Genomic DNA, 15,258 nt, shown 5'->3' with positions numbered 1-15,258 from the left:
TTGACCGGACATCCCCGCACAGCCATGCACCGCACGCAGGCTGCCACGAGCATGAAGAGCCAGGACCCGACGATCATGGGCATGCTTCGGGACGAAGAGGTCGCGCCTCCGACCTGACGCCCACCCTGACGCCAACACACCCGCTCAACACCGGCCCTGAAGCATCCGACCAAGATCATGACGAGCGTGACAACCACACCGGTCGCGATCTGCCCAGACCTGAAAAGCGGAAGGTCGGCGGTTCGACCCCGCCCCTGCCCACCACAATCCCCCAGGTCAGCGACTCAGTGGCTCCCGGCAGACGTCTGTCGGGAGCCGTTCTAACTGAGACCAGCGGGCCCGGGAACTGAGACCAGCGGCGGCATCGCGCCTGGTAAGCGGCCTGTGAGGCTCCGCTTCGGAAGCGGACGGTCGGCCCAGGGGTTCTGGCCATTGCGTCCAATGCGTCCGCGCACCGGCGCAGATGCATGGCACGACACCTAAGCGTCGCGGTCCGGAAGAGTTGATCCGTTTCGATGACGGCCTGGGCGTCTGCGGACCATCATGTGATCTTGTGACGGACGACCGGATGGGTGAGGCGCGCGAGCGTCGCGGGTTCAAGGTCCGAGCAGCGACCTTGGCAGATGCTCCGGCGATGGCTCGGGTGTTCGTCGACACGTTCCGCACCGCCCACCGTGGCCAGATCCCCGAACATCTTCTGCTGGAGCGCACGTACGAGTCATCCACCCAGGGGTGGGAGCGGACGTTACGCGAGATCGCAGCGGCCGAAGATCCGCAAGAGTACGTCTGCGTCGCCGAGGACACGGCCGGCGAGATCGTCGGCATCGCCATGGGCGGGCCGCCGGCAGACTGGCCCTTCGACGACGCGAACCGTGCCGCCCACCCGACCGGCGAATGCTACTCGCTGTATGTGCACACCACTCGACAGCGCAGCGGGATCGGACGGGCGCTGCTCGCAGACCTGGCCACGTTCCTCGTCTCGCGAGGACGACGGAGACTGGCGATCGGTGTACTCGCCGTCAACGCACCCGCCCGCGCCTTCTACGAAAGAATCGGCGGCACCCTGCTCGGCCAGCGACACTTCGACGACTCAGGTGTGCTTCTCGACGAGGTTGTCTACATCTGGAACGACGCCACCTGCCTGACGCGCGTCGAACCTGCGAACAGTGCAGAGTCAGAAGACGTCAGGCACATCTAACGACGCGTTGGCACCACGGGTCCGTCTCAGATGCACGTGTCGATCTTGAGGATGTCGACATACCAGCTGGATTCCTCGGCTGTCTCCGGATCCCCGTCGACCTTCTTGATGTGGAAGCGGAGCCTCACCGCCTTGCCGGCCAGCCTGGACAGGTCGTATCTCGTGCCGCCGAATCCGTGGGACTCACCGCCGAACCTCTCTGCCCGATGCGCTCTCCGGCTGGAGTGTCCTCACCGTTGACGTTGGGCAGTACGGACGCGACCTTCCAGCCCGACCCGGTGTTGTATTCGACTCTCGCTCCGTCGCGTCGACCGCAACGCCCGGGCCGCCGCAATTGTGGCGATCTCGAACCGACGGTGAGGCATTCTGACAGACGAGAGGTAGCCAAGCTCCGGGCATAATCTCGTACGACAAGTGCTATTTCATCGACTTTCAGGGACCAGTCGTAATGTTAACGGAGCAAGTTTCCGAGTTGGACGGCGAGTCGCCGTGACAGCGTGCTGGCGAAGGTGTTGGTCATGTGGTTCGAGTCGGCGTACATGATGATGTCGCCAACGATCCCGTAGCAGGTCTTGGTGCACAGCCACGGGACAGGGTCCACGACGTTGACCTGATGCGCTTCCGCCGCGGCCTTCTCGGCAGACCGCGCACCTTGGCTGATCGTTTTGGTGACGTCGACACCACAGGAAGCAGGATCGTTCAAGTGTGCGGCCAGGCATTCCGTGGGCGGGGTCTCGAAGAAGCGCGGGGTGTCGAGTATGAGAATCTTCTTGGTGGCCGATGGGAGCGCGGCGAAGGTTCGGCTGAGGCCGTCGTGCCACGCGTCGGGGTAATGACCGCCGATCGGCTCGGTGTAGCCAAGAGTGGCGTTGCTCACGACGATGATGTCGGGCCGAAGATGGTTGATCTGGCCAATTGATCGCCGCACCCAGGACTCGCACTCGTAGAACTCCCGCCCCACGGCGTAGCTCACAAACCGGTAGTTACTGGCGGCTGGGCAGCTCGACTTGAGGATCACGAAGATCTTGTAGCCATGCTGCCGGGCAAAGCTGCTGATCGGAGTGAACCACTGCGCTGCGTGCGAGTCACCGAACAGCACCATCGACTTGGAGGCCTTGTGGTCACCGTACTGACATACACGTGGGGTGGCGATATGAAACGCGACCCCACACAAGCCCAGAGCAGGCTGGTCTTTCCTGGCGATCTCGAGGCTAGGCCGGGTGGTGGCAGGGACCGTGGTGGGGACGGTGCTGGCAGAGACCGTCGTGGCAGAGCGCGGGGTTGGCCCGGGCGGCTGTGCGGAACTGTTCTCGGGTCGTCGAACGGTCTCGCTGCCGTGGGTTGCCGACACGCTGGCGGTCGCTGTGCATGCTGCTAGCACGGTCGTGGTCGAGGCGAACAGCAGTGCGTAGTTCGGCCAGACCACACGCCGCAGCCTCGCGGACTGGCGGACGGGGTTCTCCAGAAATCGGTAGGACACGCAGGACAAGGCAAGCGAGACGGCGATACAGCCGGCACCAAGCGCAACTTCGTGGTCGAAGCCGAAGCGTGCCCGGGACAAGATCAGCACCGGCCAGTGCCACAAGTACAACGAGTAGGAGATGGTGCCGACATACACGCTCGACTTGTTCTCCGTCAGAACATGCAGCAGCTTGGCCCGTGGTGCGTTGCCTGCCCACAGCAGGAGGAGCGTCCCGGCAATCGGAATCACCGGCCACAATCCTGGGAACACCAGGTCAGCAGAGAACCAGATCAATGACCCAGTCAGAAGGACAATGCCGGCGCCGACGCTCGCAGTGGCGACGGCACGGGACAGTCGCGGCGGTTTCTGCATGGTGATGGCGAGCAGTCCACCTGCCGAGAGTTCCCAGGCGCGGGCCGGTAGGCCGAAGAACGCCCACGGCTGATGTGGTTGGGTCAGCTGCCACGACACGAGCATCGACACGGCGGTGATCATCGCGGTCAAGCCGAGGAGGAGTAGCCGGAGGTTGGCGACAGGTGCGCATCGGATCCTTGTCGCTGCCAGGACGGCTGCGAGCATGAGGATGGGCCAACAGAAGTAGTACTGCTCTTCAACCGCGAGCGACCAGAAGTGCTGAAACGGTGACGGTGGTGCTTGGTTGGCCAGGTAGTCGGTTTGCCGCGCCGCGAACCAGTAGTTCGGCAGATACAAAGCCACCCAGCGGGCGTCAGTAGCCAGCTCGGGTACGCGTAGTGGGCTGTACACAAATATCGACGTGACCAAGGTCAGTGCGGTGACCAAAGACGCCATCGGCAACAGGCGCCGGACGCGGCGCGCCCAGAACCGTCCGAGCCGGATCCTCCCGGTCCGCTGCAGTTCACGAGTCAAAATTCCGGTGATCAGGAAACCGGAGATGACGAAGAAGATGTCCACACCAAGAAAGCCGCCCGGAAGCAGACGAGGGAATATGTGGTAGAGGAGCACCGACAAGATGGCAACCGCCCGCAAGCCTTGGATGTCGAGCCGCGACACCGAGTGAGCATCCGGCGCCGCCAACCGTCCGGACCCGGACACGGACGCACGACCATGCAAATCCATCACGATCGGTCCAGTGCACCTAACCCACGCCTGCAGCTACCGCGATAGAAGCGCGGGACGTACACCGTCTTCGATGAGAATTCACTATGACGCCAATCCACGTTCCGCGTACTCAAAGGCGACCTCTCCAATGTCCCTCCCCCGATTAGCACGACACATACGGGCGTAACTCGATCCGCGTATGAAAGGATGCTCTCGCCAGGAAACGTGCCCGAAGCGAAGAAAGGCCATGCCACGGAACCGAGGCAAATCCGGGCTCGTGGCGAGGGGGTGGACGGGCTGACACGAGGACGCTAACTGTGGTCCAGCCGTCCCCTGTTCTACGGCGACGAATCCCCCCCAAGCCGCACACGAGCGGCTAGATGTTGCGGCTCATGAGGTTGTTGACGGTGGCCGGGGCGTGAGGGAGGGGTAGATCGCCCGACGGCAGGATGGAAGTGCGACCAACCGTCCTGCTCACCGAAAGGGATCTACCCCTCGTGTCCCACGCTAGCGCCCCGTTGACTCCACGCTGACCTGCGCAGACGCATCCAGGCGGTGGGCGGCGGACGTGGGTGCTTGGCCCTGAAGAGCGGAAGGTCGGCGGTTCGACCCCGCCCCTGCCCACCACATTCCCCCAGGTCAGCGACTGAGAGCCTCCCGGCACATGACCGTCGCGAGCCGTCGTAATTGAGACCAACTGGCCTGGACACTGAGACCGGCGACTGCATCGTGCCTAGTCAGCGGCCTGTGAGGCTCCGCTTCGGAAGGCGGACGGTCGCCAGGACGTCGCCACGTAGCAATGCTGGTCTTTTCCACCTCCTGACATCCCGTAAATGATAACGGGCTCCACTGGATCTGGCGAACCTACGCGCAGAAGACCTGATAGTTTCTCCAGTTCCGCAGCTCTACCCCTGATTCTTGTGTCCATGCTGACCCGGCCCGTCTGGTCGCTGACCTGGTATCGCAGGCGGCCGTCGGGCACCGGCGGACGACCCTTTTCCTCGGACACATTCCTGCGCATGGATTTCGTCGCCGCAATATGGCGAGACGCATTTTCTGGCGAGCGGTATTGCGGGACGTCGAATCCGGCCGGTTCTATTTGGATCGGGCGCAAATCCAACTGCGGCGGACTTTCCTGATCGGTGCATCCCTCGCCACTAGTTTGGCGATATGCCTCGAGCATTTAAAAGAATTCTGCTGCTCCTCCTCGCCCTGGTGTGTTGCGCGTCGGCGTGTGGCATTGCAGGCAAAGACGTCGCCTCGCCCACCTCCACGCCCCACGTCACTCCCGCGGGCGCGACAGAAATGTCGACACCAGACCCGTCGAATGGTCCGACAAACAGGTCGGACCGCGCACGGGTGGCACCGAAAAACGAGGCGAAGAACAACGCGACGTTCACGCTCGCCTTCGCGGGCGACATCCGGTGGGAGAGTGTGCTGCGCCAGCGGCTCGACGATCCCGAGAGCGCCTTGGAGCCAATTCGATCCGAGCTCGCCGCCGCTGACCTCACCGTCGTGAACCTCGAGACGGCCATCACGACGCGCGGTGAACCCGAGGACAAGGAGTTCACCTTCCGCGCGCCGCCAGCTGCGTTCGAGGCGCTCGCGGCGGCCGGGGTCGACGTGGCGAGCATGGGCAACAACCACGGCGTCGACTTCGGGACGGACGGGCTTTCGGACACGCTCGCGGCGATCAACGACGCTCCGCTCGCGGTCGTCGGTATCGGCCAGGACGCCGCGCAGGCGTTCGGGCCGCACGTGGTGAGGATCAAGGGAACGTCGGTGGCGGTGATCGGTGCCACCCAGGTCAACGATCCGACGTCACGTAACTTCCCCGCTGGTGAGGGCCGGGCCGGTGTCGCGTCCGCGGTGGACCCGCAGCGGCTGATCGCCGCGGTCAGGCAGGCCCGACGCACCAGCGACGTCGTGGTCGTCTACCTGCACTGGGGCGAGGAGCTGAACCAGTGTCCGACCAACAAGCAGGAGGACCTCGCCCGAAGGCTCGCCGACGCCGGCGCCGACGTCGTGATCGGCACCCACGCGCACATGTTGCTAGGCGCAGGGTGGCTGGGCCGGACCTACGTCGGCTACGGCCTGGGCAACTTCGTGTGGCCGAACCAGACCACGACGACTACGTCGACCACCGGCGTGCTCACTTTGACCATGAAGGGGCGTAGGGTGACGGCGGCACGTTGGTCACCGGCCATGATCCGTTCGAACGGGCTGCCGCACTTCGCCGACGGCGACAAGGCGGAGGAGATGCGGAAGGACTTCGCCGACCTTCGCTCCTGCACCGACCTGGCGGCCGCGCCCGCACCTCCGGAGTGAGCCACCCAGCTTTGTGGCCGTTGCGCTTCGATACGACGGCATCGGTTCTTCGAAGGATCGCCATCCCCCGAGCGACGGGGAGTCCGCGTCCCTTGCGGAAGCGGCGGCGACCACGACAACAGAGCGCCCGACTGAACAACGCTGGTTCCTCAGTCGGGCACCGCCTCCCCGCAGGAGGTGATGGTGCGCTGTGACGGACAGGTTGCGGCCCGCCGACACCGCAGCTCGTGGGCCAAGCACCGCCAACGGAACGTTCCTCTGCTCACCGCTTGAGGCCTGTTCTGGCGATTACGTCCAACAGGTCCAAGGCTGACGACCAGCGACTGCTCGCGGTGACGCAGGCGGAGCTCCTCCGCCGCCCACTCATGACTCGTGCAGGTGCCGCAAGGCGGTCGTCTCAACTCAGTACAGGTGGAATCCGGTTGGGTGCTGGTCTCAGACTTGGTCTCATTCGCACTCGTTCGCCGGTGGTCGGCGCCGGCCGCGGATAGCGCTGACCTGCGCAGACGTACTTGGGCGGCGAGTGGTGAACGTGGGTCCGTGGCCCTGAAAGGCGGAAGGTCGGCGGTTCGACCCCGCCCCTGCCCACCACATTCCCCCAGGTCAGCGGCTTAGAGGCTCCCGACAGATGGCTGTCGGGAGCCGTCGCAGCTGAGACCAGCAAGCCCTGAAACTGAGACCGGCCACGGCATCGTGCCTGGTCAGCGGCCCTGTGAGGCTCCGCTTCGGAAGCATGCCGGCAAGCACCCCACACGCGGACACACCTTTGTCGCCACCTCGGCTACGAGCAACCTGACGGCGTGTATCCCGTCCGCGAACGTGCTGCTCAGCGTGCCTGAGCATCGTTATGGCAATTACGTCCAACCAGTCCAGACCGCCGCCAAGAGCGCAGCGCAAGTAGCGGGCTGACTCGTCTACCAAGGGCGACCGTCCCTGAGGCTCGCCGCACTTGGACAGACGTTCTCGATCCGACCTTCATACCGATCGGGCCGTCCAAGGCACCGTTCCAGCAAGAGGGATGCACGAGAGCCGAGTCGTGTCCGGGTTCGTCGGCGTTCCTCTACGGAGGTTGGACAGCACGCCGTGTCCTGTCATCGCGTCGAAGTAGGCATCCCGCCGAGCATGGCTCGGGAACCCGCAGGGAGCAGCCGGGCCTGCTTCTCGCACCAGCGCGTCTTCTCCCGATAAGGATCACACCGCGCCGCGGTGAGCTAAACCCACCGCAAGTGCGGCGACGGCCAAGCCGAAGAAGATCGACCAGTTGATCCAGCTTGCCACCCGAGTATCGCGACCTCTGACGTGTGCACCGGCCGCACACAGGAAGTACAAGACCAAGCCGCTTGCCGCGGCGGTGCCGAGTGCCGGTACGCCGAAGCCGGCGATCAGACCGACCGAGCCTGCTCCGAGCAGCAGACGAGCGGTACCTGCCAGGACACCGGAATGCCCAGGCGCTCCGCGGTTTCGGTGACCGATCTGTGGTGGGTGAAGTTCATGGCGGCTGCGCACGCGAAAGCAATGGCGGCCACGACAGTGACGACGATGTAGGCGGCGAACGCGCGGCACACTCCTTTGCGAGCTCGGAAGGTCGCGGGCCTGCACGTGGACGGTCCGCCGCTCACATGCGTCCGCTCATCCGGCCACGGCCGGTGGTCAGCGTCACCCGCCGCCCGCGAGCGGCGCCCCAGGTCCGGGGTACCCGCCCGCTGGGCGGCAGAGTGACCCCGCGTTCCCAGGGGGCGTAGGAACGCGGGCGGCGTCGGTAAGCGCTCGGTCGGGCCATCAGCGGGGGCGACCATCGGCCAGGCCTCCACAGCACCGACGCTAGCTGTACTAACGAAATGAGGCCCGACTGGTTACGGCGGCAATCTCGTCCGGCCGTGGCGCCGCCGGCTACTTCTGTCCTGGACTCCGGCTGCCACATCACTGATCGCGCTCGCGACGAGCCGCGTGATTGCGAGCCAGTACCAGAGCACCGCCTGAATCTACGTGCCGCAGCGACAGCGCCCCAAGCGGTCTGTGACCTGCATCAAGTCAGAAGATGCTGTGAGCTGGCCGACCACCTGAAGGAAACCTGGGCAGGTGATCGGCCCAAGTGAACAATGACCCCGGATGACACAGCGACCTCCGGGGTTGTTGCTCAGGAGCGGCTCGGAGCGCTCGGTACGAGCCGAGCTCGAAATCGGCGGGAACGTTCAGGTGGATCGGCGCCTCCTTAGGGATGAAGTGATTCATCGAGTCGGTAGCCGTAGGGAAGAGAGCGCGGATGCGAGCGATGCCGTATGTCGAAGGAGTGGAGCACCGGTTTGTCGAAGCGGGCGGGGTGCGCTTCCACGTGGCCGAAGCGGGTCCGGCGGAGGGAACGCCGGTTCTGTTCCTCCATGGGTTCCCGCAGCACTGGTACGCGTGGCGGCACGTAGTCCCGCTGCTGGCCGGCCGTCACCGGCTGATCATGCCCGACTTCCGGGGTTTCGGATGGTCCGACGCCCCATACCGGGGCTATGACACCGGCACCCGAGCAGACGACGTGCTGGCGCTGATGGATGCGCTGGGACTGGACCGAGTGCTTCTGGTCGGCCATGAGTGGGGGGCGTGGGTCGGCTTCATGGCCTGTATCCGGGCACCCGAACGCTTCGACCGCTTCCTCGCGCTCAGCATGATCCATCCGTGGCCGGAGCATCGGCGCCTCATTCGGCACGCCTGGCGGCAGTGGTACACGATCCCGTGGGAGTATCCGGTGATCGGCGGCGCGCTGCTGCGACACTGGCCCACGTTCACCAGATACATCCTTCGCAGAGGAGTGACCAACCCGGATGTGTGGCGACGTGCCGACCTCGACGAGTTCACTGAGTCCGTACGAGCGCGGGCGCGGGCCCATGCGGGCCGGGCGCTGCACTGGCAGTACGTCTTGCGGGACATCCCACGGCTCCTCATCGGCCGCCACCGTGCGCTCCGGCTGACCGTGCCGACGACACTCCTCTTCGGCACAGACGACTTCGCCATGTCGCCCGAGGCACTGGCAGGAGGCGAACGGCACGCCACCGATCTGGTTGTTCGCGTCGTTCCGGGCGGCCACTACCTCGCCGATGAGCAGCCCGGCCTCGTCGCGGACGCGATCAGGTCGCTGTCCGCCGGATTCGCGCACGCGCAGGAACCGGTCGGGTGAACGGCGACTCCGAGCACGCCGCCGCTCTGGTCCGGGCCGCCCAGCGGGGCGACCGCATGGCCATGCACGATCTGCTCGACCTGCTGGCCCCCTACGTCGGCCGGATCTGCGGCCCGATCGCACTGGATGACGGGCCCGACGCCGCACAAGAAGCGCTCATCGCGATCTTTCGTGGCATCCGGGGGCTGCGCGATCCCGCAGCGGTCTTCGGGTGGGCTCGGTCGATCGCGATTCGCGAGGCGATACGGATGGCGCGACGCTCGCAGCACACCCGCGCCACTGACCTGGACGACGTGCCACAGCCCGGCGATCCCCTCCTGGCCGCGGACGTCCGCGATGTCCTGTGCCGACTGTCACCAGAGCACCGCGCGGTCCTCGTGCTTCGTGATCTGGAGGGTCACGGCGAACGGGCCGTGGGCGAACTGCTGGAGATATCGACCGGGACGGTGAAGTCCCGGCTGCACAGGGCGCGGCTCAGCTTCCGGAAGGCATGGAGATGACCGACACGATCTGGCCCGAGGCCGACCTCGACCCCGTACGCCGCCTGCGCGTCATGGCAGCGGTCATCCCCGGCGCGGTGTACGCCGAAGACGTCCTACCCCTGTCCTTCGACGAGGTCTGGGCGGTCGCCGCCGACCTCGAAAACGAATTCCCGCGGCTGCTCACCGACGTCCGCACCATGCGAATCACCCGGGCGGACGGAGAACGGCTGGAGGCCTTGGCACGAGGACGCTTCGGGCAGCGAGCCCGGTTCGATGTCGTGCTCCGGCCGGGATGGTGCTGGATGCAGAGCCGGTTCCTGCTGGGAGGAATGGCGGCCGCGGCCGAGGCGGACCGGACAAGGTTCGCGTTCATGGGGACGCTTCGCGTACCCGGCGCCCGCCTCCTCCACCCGTTGTCACACGCCCTCGGTGCTTCCGCGGGCTCCAGGGTGATCCACCGAATGGCGAGGCGAGCCTCCGCGCGTGCGCAGGAGCCCCAGTAGTACTGCAGAAGGTCCAACGGATATGGGGTCGCGCCGCCGAAGGTGTGGGGTCCCCCTCAGCGGACACCCGGAGTGCGACGGCGCTGCCGTCGCGACCTGCGAAGGCGCCGTCTCAGATAACTCCCAGCGTCCCCGGAAAGGGAGACCATGTTCATCGCCTACGTCACGGTGACCATCCTGGCCGCCGTCTTCACCGGCAGCGCCGCCGTCACCTACCTGATCGGCCACGACTACCCCAAGGCGCAAATGGCGATGAAGCGGCTGCCACTCTCGTGGGGACCGAAGTTGGGCAGCCTGCTGGCGGCCGGAGCCGTGGGCCTGGTGGCCGGGTTCGCGGTGCCACTGCTGGGGCTGCTCGCCGCAGTTGGTCTGGAGCTGTACTTCATCGGCGCGCTCATCGCCCACCGGCGGGTAGGCTCCCGGAAGCTCGTCGGCTGGGCGGTCTTCTTCGCCACCGAGTCCGCCGCCCTGGCCGTGCACCTCGGCTACCGCGGCTTTTGGTAACTCAGCACCGCGCGGACCTCGGGTGCAACGGTCCCTCGCGTCAGGGTTGACGCGTGAGACAAGCAGAAGGGTGCGTGGCATGGACGTGCTGCTTAAGCCGCCCGAGTCTCGTTTTGGCAGTTACATCCAATGAGCTCCACAACAACAGCGAGCCCCGACGCGCTGTCGTGGCGCAGATCCTGGCATACGCGGCCCCGACCGCCGCGATGGCCGCGGCCAGACATGCGTAGTGAATACACTGCCCTCCCATGTCATCCGAGCAGGTCACCGTGGGCCCGGTCGAACTCAGCTACACACTCACCGAGGACGACGTGCTTGACGGCTTCCTCGCCCATCGGCGCCGCGCCCGGCGTCCCTGGTTGCTCCCGGTACTAATCGTCGCCGCACTAGACGGAATTCTCCATGGGCTCGTCGCATCTGGCGGCTTTCGGTCCATCTCGGCGGGTGACATCACAGCCTTCGCCGCGGTGGCGCTCGGCGCCACCGGCCTCGGCTTGCTCCTGTTCCGGCTCCTCGTCGCCGCTCGCTGGCCCTACCGCTGGCAGGCACGCCTGATCATGAGCGGGAATCCCGGTCTGTCCGAGCCCATTCGAGCCGTCGTCGATGACGTCGGGTTACGTCTCACCAGCGCCAGTCGGAGCGAAACAGCCGCATGGTCCCAGTACCCGCAGGTCGTCGAGACAGAACGATCGTTTGTTCTGTGCGCGTCCGAGCGGCCTGGTGCCGTGGTACTCGTGCTACCGAAGCGCGGGCTACCGGCGGCGGGCGATCCCTCGCCGCTGCGGACCTTGCTCGAAACCCACTGCCACCGACCGGCGAGGCGGTGAGGCAACCCATGGTCGTCGTGTGCCTGGCTGCGGCGTACTGCCTCACGGCAGGTACCGCGCTGGTCAGGCTCGGCGTACGGAGCTGGCGGCAGCAGATCGCCCCCGGCGACCAGACGCGAGGGGTCCCGTTTACCGACGGGTTCCGGGCGGGGTTCGAGGCGAGCATGCCGACCTTCGCGGTGTTCCACTACCTGCTGGCATCCTGATCGTGGTGGTGGGCGGGCTCCGTGCGACCAGCCACCTGAAAGGGGCGCACCAACGGCCGCCAGAGGCATTCGCGGTCCTGCTGCTGGTGTTGCTCGTCGGCGTGACGGGGAGCGCGTGGACCGGGATCGCGGTCATCTGGTTCAACCGGCCGCGTTGGGTGGTTCCCCCGCATCTGCGGGACCAGACCCGTTCGCTATCGTCACCGCGCCGTCGTGCCGATGAGCCCTCCGGTGAGCGAGGAGAAGAGCCGTGAACGATCAGCTGCAAGGTGGCTCGGAGGATGGTCGTGCCGACGGCACCCCCAGCGGGATCGGAGCGCTGCGCGTGGCACGCGAGCCCGCCAAGTGGCGGGACAAGTGGCGCGCGTATCGGATCCTGGTCGACGGGGTCCAGGTCGGAAGGGTGCGACGAGGCGAGTCGACCACTGTGACGTTGACTCCGGGAACCCACCACGTCCGGCTCCGTATCGACTGGTGCACGAGCCCGGAAGTCTCAGTCGACATCACCGCCGGCGAGCTGTCCGAGCTGGAGTGCGGTCCCGCGCGCAGCGAACTGGGCAACGCGCGGCAGATACGCGATGCCCCGCATACCTACCTATGGCTTCGTCCGGCCATTAGTCGAGCACGCCATCGTCCAGCGGCAGAATGACGACGCCAAGATCAACCCTGTCCCGGCCGCGATGGCTTGGATTGTCGACTCCTGGTCCTTGACGTGGTCTCATTCGCTTACGTCCGCCGATGATCAGCGGCGGTCGCCGATCGCGCTTGATCTGCGCAGACGTTCCCCGGCGGAGGCCGGTGAACGTGGGTCCGTGGCCCTGAAAAGCGGAAGGTCGGCGGTTCGACCCCGCCCCTGCCCACCACCTCTGACCTGCGGATTCACTTTCGACGTGAACCCGCGCTGGTCGGAATGACGCCAGCGCTGACGCCAACAGCGTCCGCGGGCGTTATTGGAGTCGCTCATCGAGCCTCCTCAGCGCTGCCCGCTTCTCCTCCAACGACGCGTGCGCGTAGATCGTCATCGTGACGTCGATGTCGGAGTGGCCCACGATGTCCCGGACAATGTGCGGCGGCGTACCGAGCTCCAGGAGCAACGTCACGCAGCTGTGCCGCAGGTCGTGGAAACGGACCGCGTCCAGCCCGGCCGCCTCCCGGATCGGGTACCAGCTGCGCCGCAGGTTGTCCGGCTCCACCGGCGTCCCGGTCCTGCTTGTGAACACGTGCCCGGACTCCACCCAGGTCTCCCCCGCGAGCTGCCGTTCCCTGGCCTGCCGCTCCCGGTGGTCCTTCAGCGCGTCGACGCAGACTCCGACCAGCGGCACCGTCCGTCGCGAGGTTCTGCTCCTGGGGTCACCGCCTGGAGGTGACCGTCGACCCGTTGCAGGCTCCGGGCGCACCTCGAGCAGGCCCTCGCCTCGGCAACGCCGACTCCGCGGTTCACTTCATACGTGGGGGCGGACACCTGGACGAGCTTCGCGACCTTCCGCGCCGGCAGTTCTTCCCCGACGGCGGCCTGCAGCGCGTTCCGCAATACCGAGTGCACCTGCTGGACCAAGCGGGCCGACGGGACCCGCTCACAACACCGTCCGATCGCGCAGCACTTCCGCTCCCCCACAGGCCGTCGGCCGTCGACACCGTGCAGGCAGCACAGACAGGTGTTGCGAAGCCTGGCCAGGAACTGCCGGACGTCGACACCGGTCAGCCGGTGCAGCTTCTTCCGCCCCAGCTGCGGGATCAGGTGCACGCGCACCACGACGCCATAGCCCTGATGGGTCTTCGGCTTACGCGCGGGCCGGACGACGTGTTCGAGCCAGTAGAGCAGGAACCGCTCGACAGTCCAGCCCGTGGCCTCCGCCGGGATCCCCTGATGCGACCTGGACATCGCCTCAACGAGTTTGCGGTTCGCGGCCTTCTCGCTGGTGGCGTAGTAGTCACGCCTGGCAGTCGTGCCGTCTGGCATGAGCACGTACGCCCGCGCCACCCAGCGTCCGTCGCTGCGCTGATAAACGGGTGCCGTTGCCGTTGGCGCGACGCTTGCGGCTAGGCGCAAGCTCAGTGGGAGCAGCCATAGTGCTCCCGGTGATGTCGAACGGGCCGGGCGTGATGCTCGACCGCGCCCGGCCCCGGGTGACTCACTGGGTCATGCCGAGGGGAAGACCGACACCGACCGGGAGCGGGCCGTCGTTCGGGCTGAGCGGCTACGCCCATCGGGGCCGGACCTTGTGGCCGTGCTCTCAATCGTGGCGGCTCGCAACAGGCCGGCGAGCATAGCCAGGAGGAGATAGAAGAGGACTCGCAGGACGGTGCCCTCGTAGCTGGACTCGAACGCGAACGTCACCACCTCGACCAGAACCGCGTACCCGAGCGGCCCGGCCAGCGGATGCACCCGGCGGCGCAGGAGGAAGAAGAGCGGAAGGCCGGCGATCGCGACGCCGACGATCACGCCCAGCGGCAGCCCGAACGACAGCGCCTGCTGCACATACGTGTTGTGTACGTCGACGGGGTTCACCGGGTCGCCGTAGGGGATGACGCCCGCACCGTACCCGAGGAAGGGGCGTGCGCCGATCTTCTCGGAAGCCTCCGAGTACAACTCGACGCGCTTCAGGATGCTGTCCGGCGACAGGCGGCCGCTGATGTACTCATGCGTCGGCGGGTTGAACCTGTAGAGCGCGACCGCCCCGGCGGAGAGGCTCAAGGTCCCGATGAGCACTTTGCCGAGCACCTTGCCGGGCACCGGGCGTCGCCGAGCCCAGGGTCGGCGACTGATCGGAAGCAGGGCCAGGTATCCGACGCCCGCGATCACCGATGCAGCGAGCACACCACGCGAGAGAGTGCAGACGACGCCCATTGCCGCGATCAGACCGGCCAGGGTGGCGCGCCAGTCTCGGCGGCTGTGGCCCCAGTACAGCAGCGGCGGAACGAGGATCGCGAGCACGGTGGCGAGATTGTTCGACCCACCCAGCACCGGGTGGGAGAGCCGGGCGTAGTAGGAGACGGCGTACCCGGTGTGGTAGTCGGATCCGTACGGCCCGAAGCCCGGTACGTGCAGCATCAGGAGCACGGCCGGCACGAGCACCAGCCAGGCATACCGCCCGAGGTATGCCACGACCCGCTCGGCGGACAGCCCTTCGAGCTCGCGGGTGATGAACAGGTACGCGATGAACGCCTCGACAGAGATGAGCGTGGTGCGCAGCGACTCGGCCCGGTCCTGGCTCCACAGCAGCGACAGCGCGGCGACCAGTGGCGGGATCGCGAGGGCCATCGCGAGTGTGCGGTAGCCGAGGTTGAGGCGCCGCCGCAGGAGGTTCGGGACGAGGCTGGCAGCAGCGACGAGGAGCAGCAGATCGAGGATCGACACCGAGCCGATGACCGATCCGACGACCGGCCAAGGGAGCGGGATCCGCAGCGGCATCGCGGCGGCCAGCAGCACCAGCATGAGCAAAATCCGCAGCCGGCCCGCCCGCGGCGCCCACAGCGCTCGTGGCGTCCATCGCCCAAGCCAGCG

14 protein-coding genes are annotated in these 15,258 nt (G+C 66.4%); 9 read left to right on the top strand and 5 right to left on the bottom strand.

The annotated features are described in order from the left end of the window. Window positions 1–553 precede the first annotated feature (553 nt). A complete protein-coding gene (locus BLU27_RS07675) occupies window positions 554–1,198 on the top strand; it encodes a GNAT family N-acetyltransferase (protein WP_157728300.1) in 645 nt (214 codons plus the stop codon). A 451-nt stretch (window positions 1,199–1,649) separates the two neighbouring features. Here BLU27_RS07675 and BLU27_RS07670 read toward each other — a convergent pair whose 3' ends face one another. Beyond that, a complete protein-coding gene (locus BLU27_RS07670; protein ID WP_157728298.1) occupies window positions 1,650–3,692 on the bottom strand; it encodes an acyltransferase family protein in 2,043 nt (680 codons plus the stop codon). A 1,407-nt stretch (window positions 3,693–5,099) separates the two neighbouring features. Here BLU27_RS07670 and BLU27_RS07665 point away from each other — a divergent pair. Continuing rightward, the gene (locus BLU27_RS07665) at window positions 5,100–6,068 is read left to right on the top strand and encodes a CapA family protein (protein WP_157728297.1); all 969 of its coding nucleotides are present in this window, start codon (window positions 5,100–5,102) and stop codon (window positions 6,066–6,068) included. 1,191 nt (window positions 6,069–7,259) lie between these two features. Here the strand turns inward: BLU27_RS07665 and BLU27_RS31150 are convergent. After that, window positions 7,260–7,574, bottom strand: coding sequence for a DoxX family protein (locus BLU27_RS31150; protein WP_197681731.1), 315 nt, complete (start codon window positions 7,572–7,574; stop codon window positions 7,260–7,262). A gap of 766 nt (window positions 7,575–8,340) precedes the next feature. Between BLU27_RS31150 and BLU27_RS07655 the strand changes: the two genes are divergently transcribed. From BLU27_RS07655 to BLU27_RS28855, 7 genes are all read left to right on the top strand, one after another. Then, the gene (locus BLU27_RS07655; RefSeq protein ID WP_157728296.1) at window positions 8,341–9,231 is read left to right on the top strand and encodes an alpha/beta fold hydrolase; all 891 of its coding nucleotides are present in this window, start codon (window positions 8,341–8,343) and stop codon (window positions 9,229–9,231) included. Continuing rightward, the gene (locus BLU27_RS07650) at window positions 9,228–9,731 is read left to right on the top strand and encodes an RNA polymerase sigma factor (RefSeq protein ID WP_241827840.1); all 504 of its coding nucleotides are present in this window, start codon (window positions 9,228–9,230) and stop codon (window positions 9,729–9,731) included. The genes BLU27_RS07655 and BLU27_RS07650 overlap by 4 nt, the downstream gene beginning before the upstream one ends. Continuing rightward, the gene (locus tag BLU27_RS07645; protein WP_157728295.1) at window positions 9,728–10,216 is read left to right on the top strand and encodes a hypothetical protein; all 489 of its coding nucleotides are present in this window, start codon (window positions 9,728–9,730) and stop codon (window positions 10,214–10,216) included. Before BLU27_RS07650 ends, BLU27_RS07645 begins: the two co-directional genes overlap by 4 nt. A 147-nt stretch (window positions 10,217–10,363) precedes the next feature. Continuing rightward, a complete protein-coding gene (locus tag BLU27_RS07640; RefSeq protein ID WP_092651904.1) occupies window positions 10,364–10,720 on the top strand; it encodes a DoxX family protein in 357 nt (118 codons plus the stop codon). A 248-nt stretch (window positions 10,721–10,968) separates the two neighbouring features. Beyond that, complete coding sequence (locus BLU27_RS07635; protein WP_092651902.1) at window positions 10,969–11,547, top strand: YcxB family protein; 579 nt, start codon at window positions 10,969–10,971, stop codon at window positions 11,545–11,547. Between the two features lie 8 nt (window positions 11,548–11,555). Beyond that, window positions 11,556–11,753, top strand: a complete 198-nt coding sequence (locus BLU27_RS07630) for a hypothetical protein (protein WP_092651900.1) — start codon at window positions 11,556–11,558, stop codon at window positions 11,751–11,753. A gap of 250 nt (window positions 11,754–12,003) precedes the next feature. Then, window positions 12,004–12,402, top strand: coding sequence for a hypothetical protein (locus BLU27_RS28855; RefSeq protein ID WP_157728294.1), 399 nt, complete (start codon window positions 12,004–12,006; stop codon window positions 12,400–12,402). 298 nt (window positions 12,403–12,700) lie between these two features. Here the strand turns inward: BLU27_RS28855 and BLU27_RS29815 are convergent, their stop codons facing one another. The 3 genes from BLU27_RS29815 to BLU27_RS07620 all read right to left on the bottom strand — a co-directional run bounded on the left by BLU27_RS29815 (window position 12,701) and on the right by BLU27_RS07620 (window position 15,189). Next, window positions 12,701–13,075, bottom strand: coding sequence for a tyrosine-type recombinase/integrase (locus tag BLU27_RS29815; RefSeq protein WP_197681730.1), 375 nt, complete (start codon window positions 13,073–13,075; stop codon window positions 12,701–12,703). Then, entirely contained in the window at window positions 13,042–13,713 is a 672-nt protein-coding gene (locus tag BLU27_RS29810; RefSeq protein ID WP_206744641.1) for a tyrosine-type recombinase/integrase, read from the bottom strand. The genes BLU27_RS29815 and BLU27_RS29810 overlap by 34 nt, the downstream gene beginning before the upstream one ends. A gap of 180 nt (window positions 13,714–13,893) precedes the next feature. Beyond that, the gene (locus BLU27_RS07620; RefSeq protein ID WP_092651898.1) at window positions 13,894–15,189 is read right to left on the bottom strand and encodes an O-antigen ligase family protein; all 1,296 of its coding nucleotides are present in this window, start codon (window positions 15,187–15,189) and stop codon (window positions 13,894–13,896) included. Window positions 15,190–15,258: the final 69 nt, after the last annotated feature.

This window comes from Actinopolymorpha singaporensis (assembly GCF_900104745.1).
Classification (GTDB): Bacteria; Actinomycetota; Actinomycetes; order Propionibacteriales; family Actinopolymorphaceae; genus Actinopolymorpha; species Actinopolymorpha singaporensis.
The sequence above is the reverse complement of the archived record's forward strand: the minus strand, read 5'-3'. Positions and strand labels throughout refer to the sequence as shown.

Coding starts and splice junctions, on each gene's coding strand:
- BLU27_RS07655 (WP_157728296.1), top strand. CDS start 8,341: ATGCCGTATGTCGAAGGAGTGGAGCACCGGTTTGTCGAAGCGGGCGGG.
- BLU27_RS07645 (WP_157728295.1), top strand. CDS start 9,728: ATGACCGACACGATCTGGCCCGAGGCCGACCTCGACCCCGTACGCCGC.
- BLU27_RS07640 (WP_092651904.1), top strand. CDS start 10,364: ATGTTCATCGCCTACGTCACGGTGACCATCCTGGCCGCCGTCTTCACC.
- BLU27_RS07635 (WP_092651902.1), top strand. CDS start 10,969: ATGTCATCCGAGCAGGTCACCGTGGGCCCGGTCGAACTCAGCTACACA.
- BLU27_RS07630 (WP_092651900.1), top strand. CDS start 11,556: ATGGTCGTCGTGTGCCTGGCTGCGGCGTACTGCCTCACGGCAGGTACC.
- BLU27_RS29810 (WP_206744641.1), bottom strand. CDS start 13,713: ATGCCAGACGGCACGACTGCCAGGCGTGACTACTACGCCACCAGCGAG.
- BLU27_RS07620 (WP_092651898.1), bottom strand. CDS start 15,189: ATGCTGGTGCTGCTGGCCGCCGCGATGCCGCTGCGGATCCCGCTCCCT.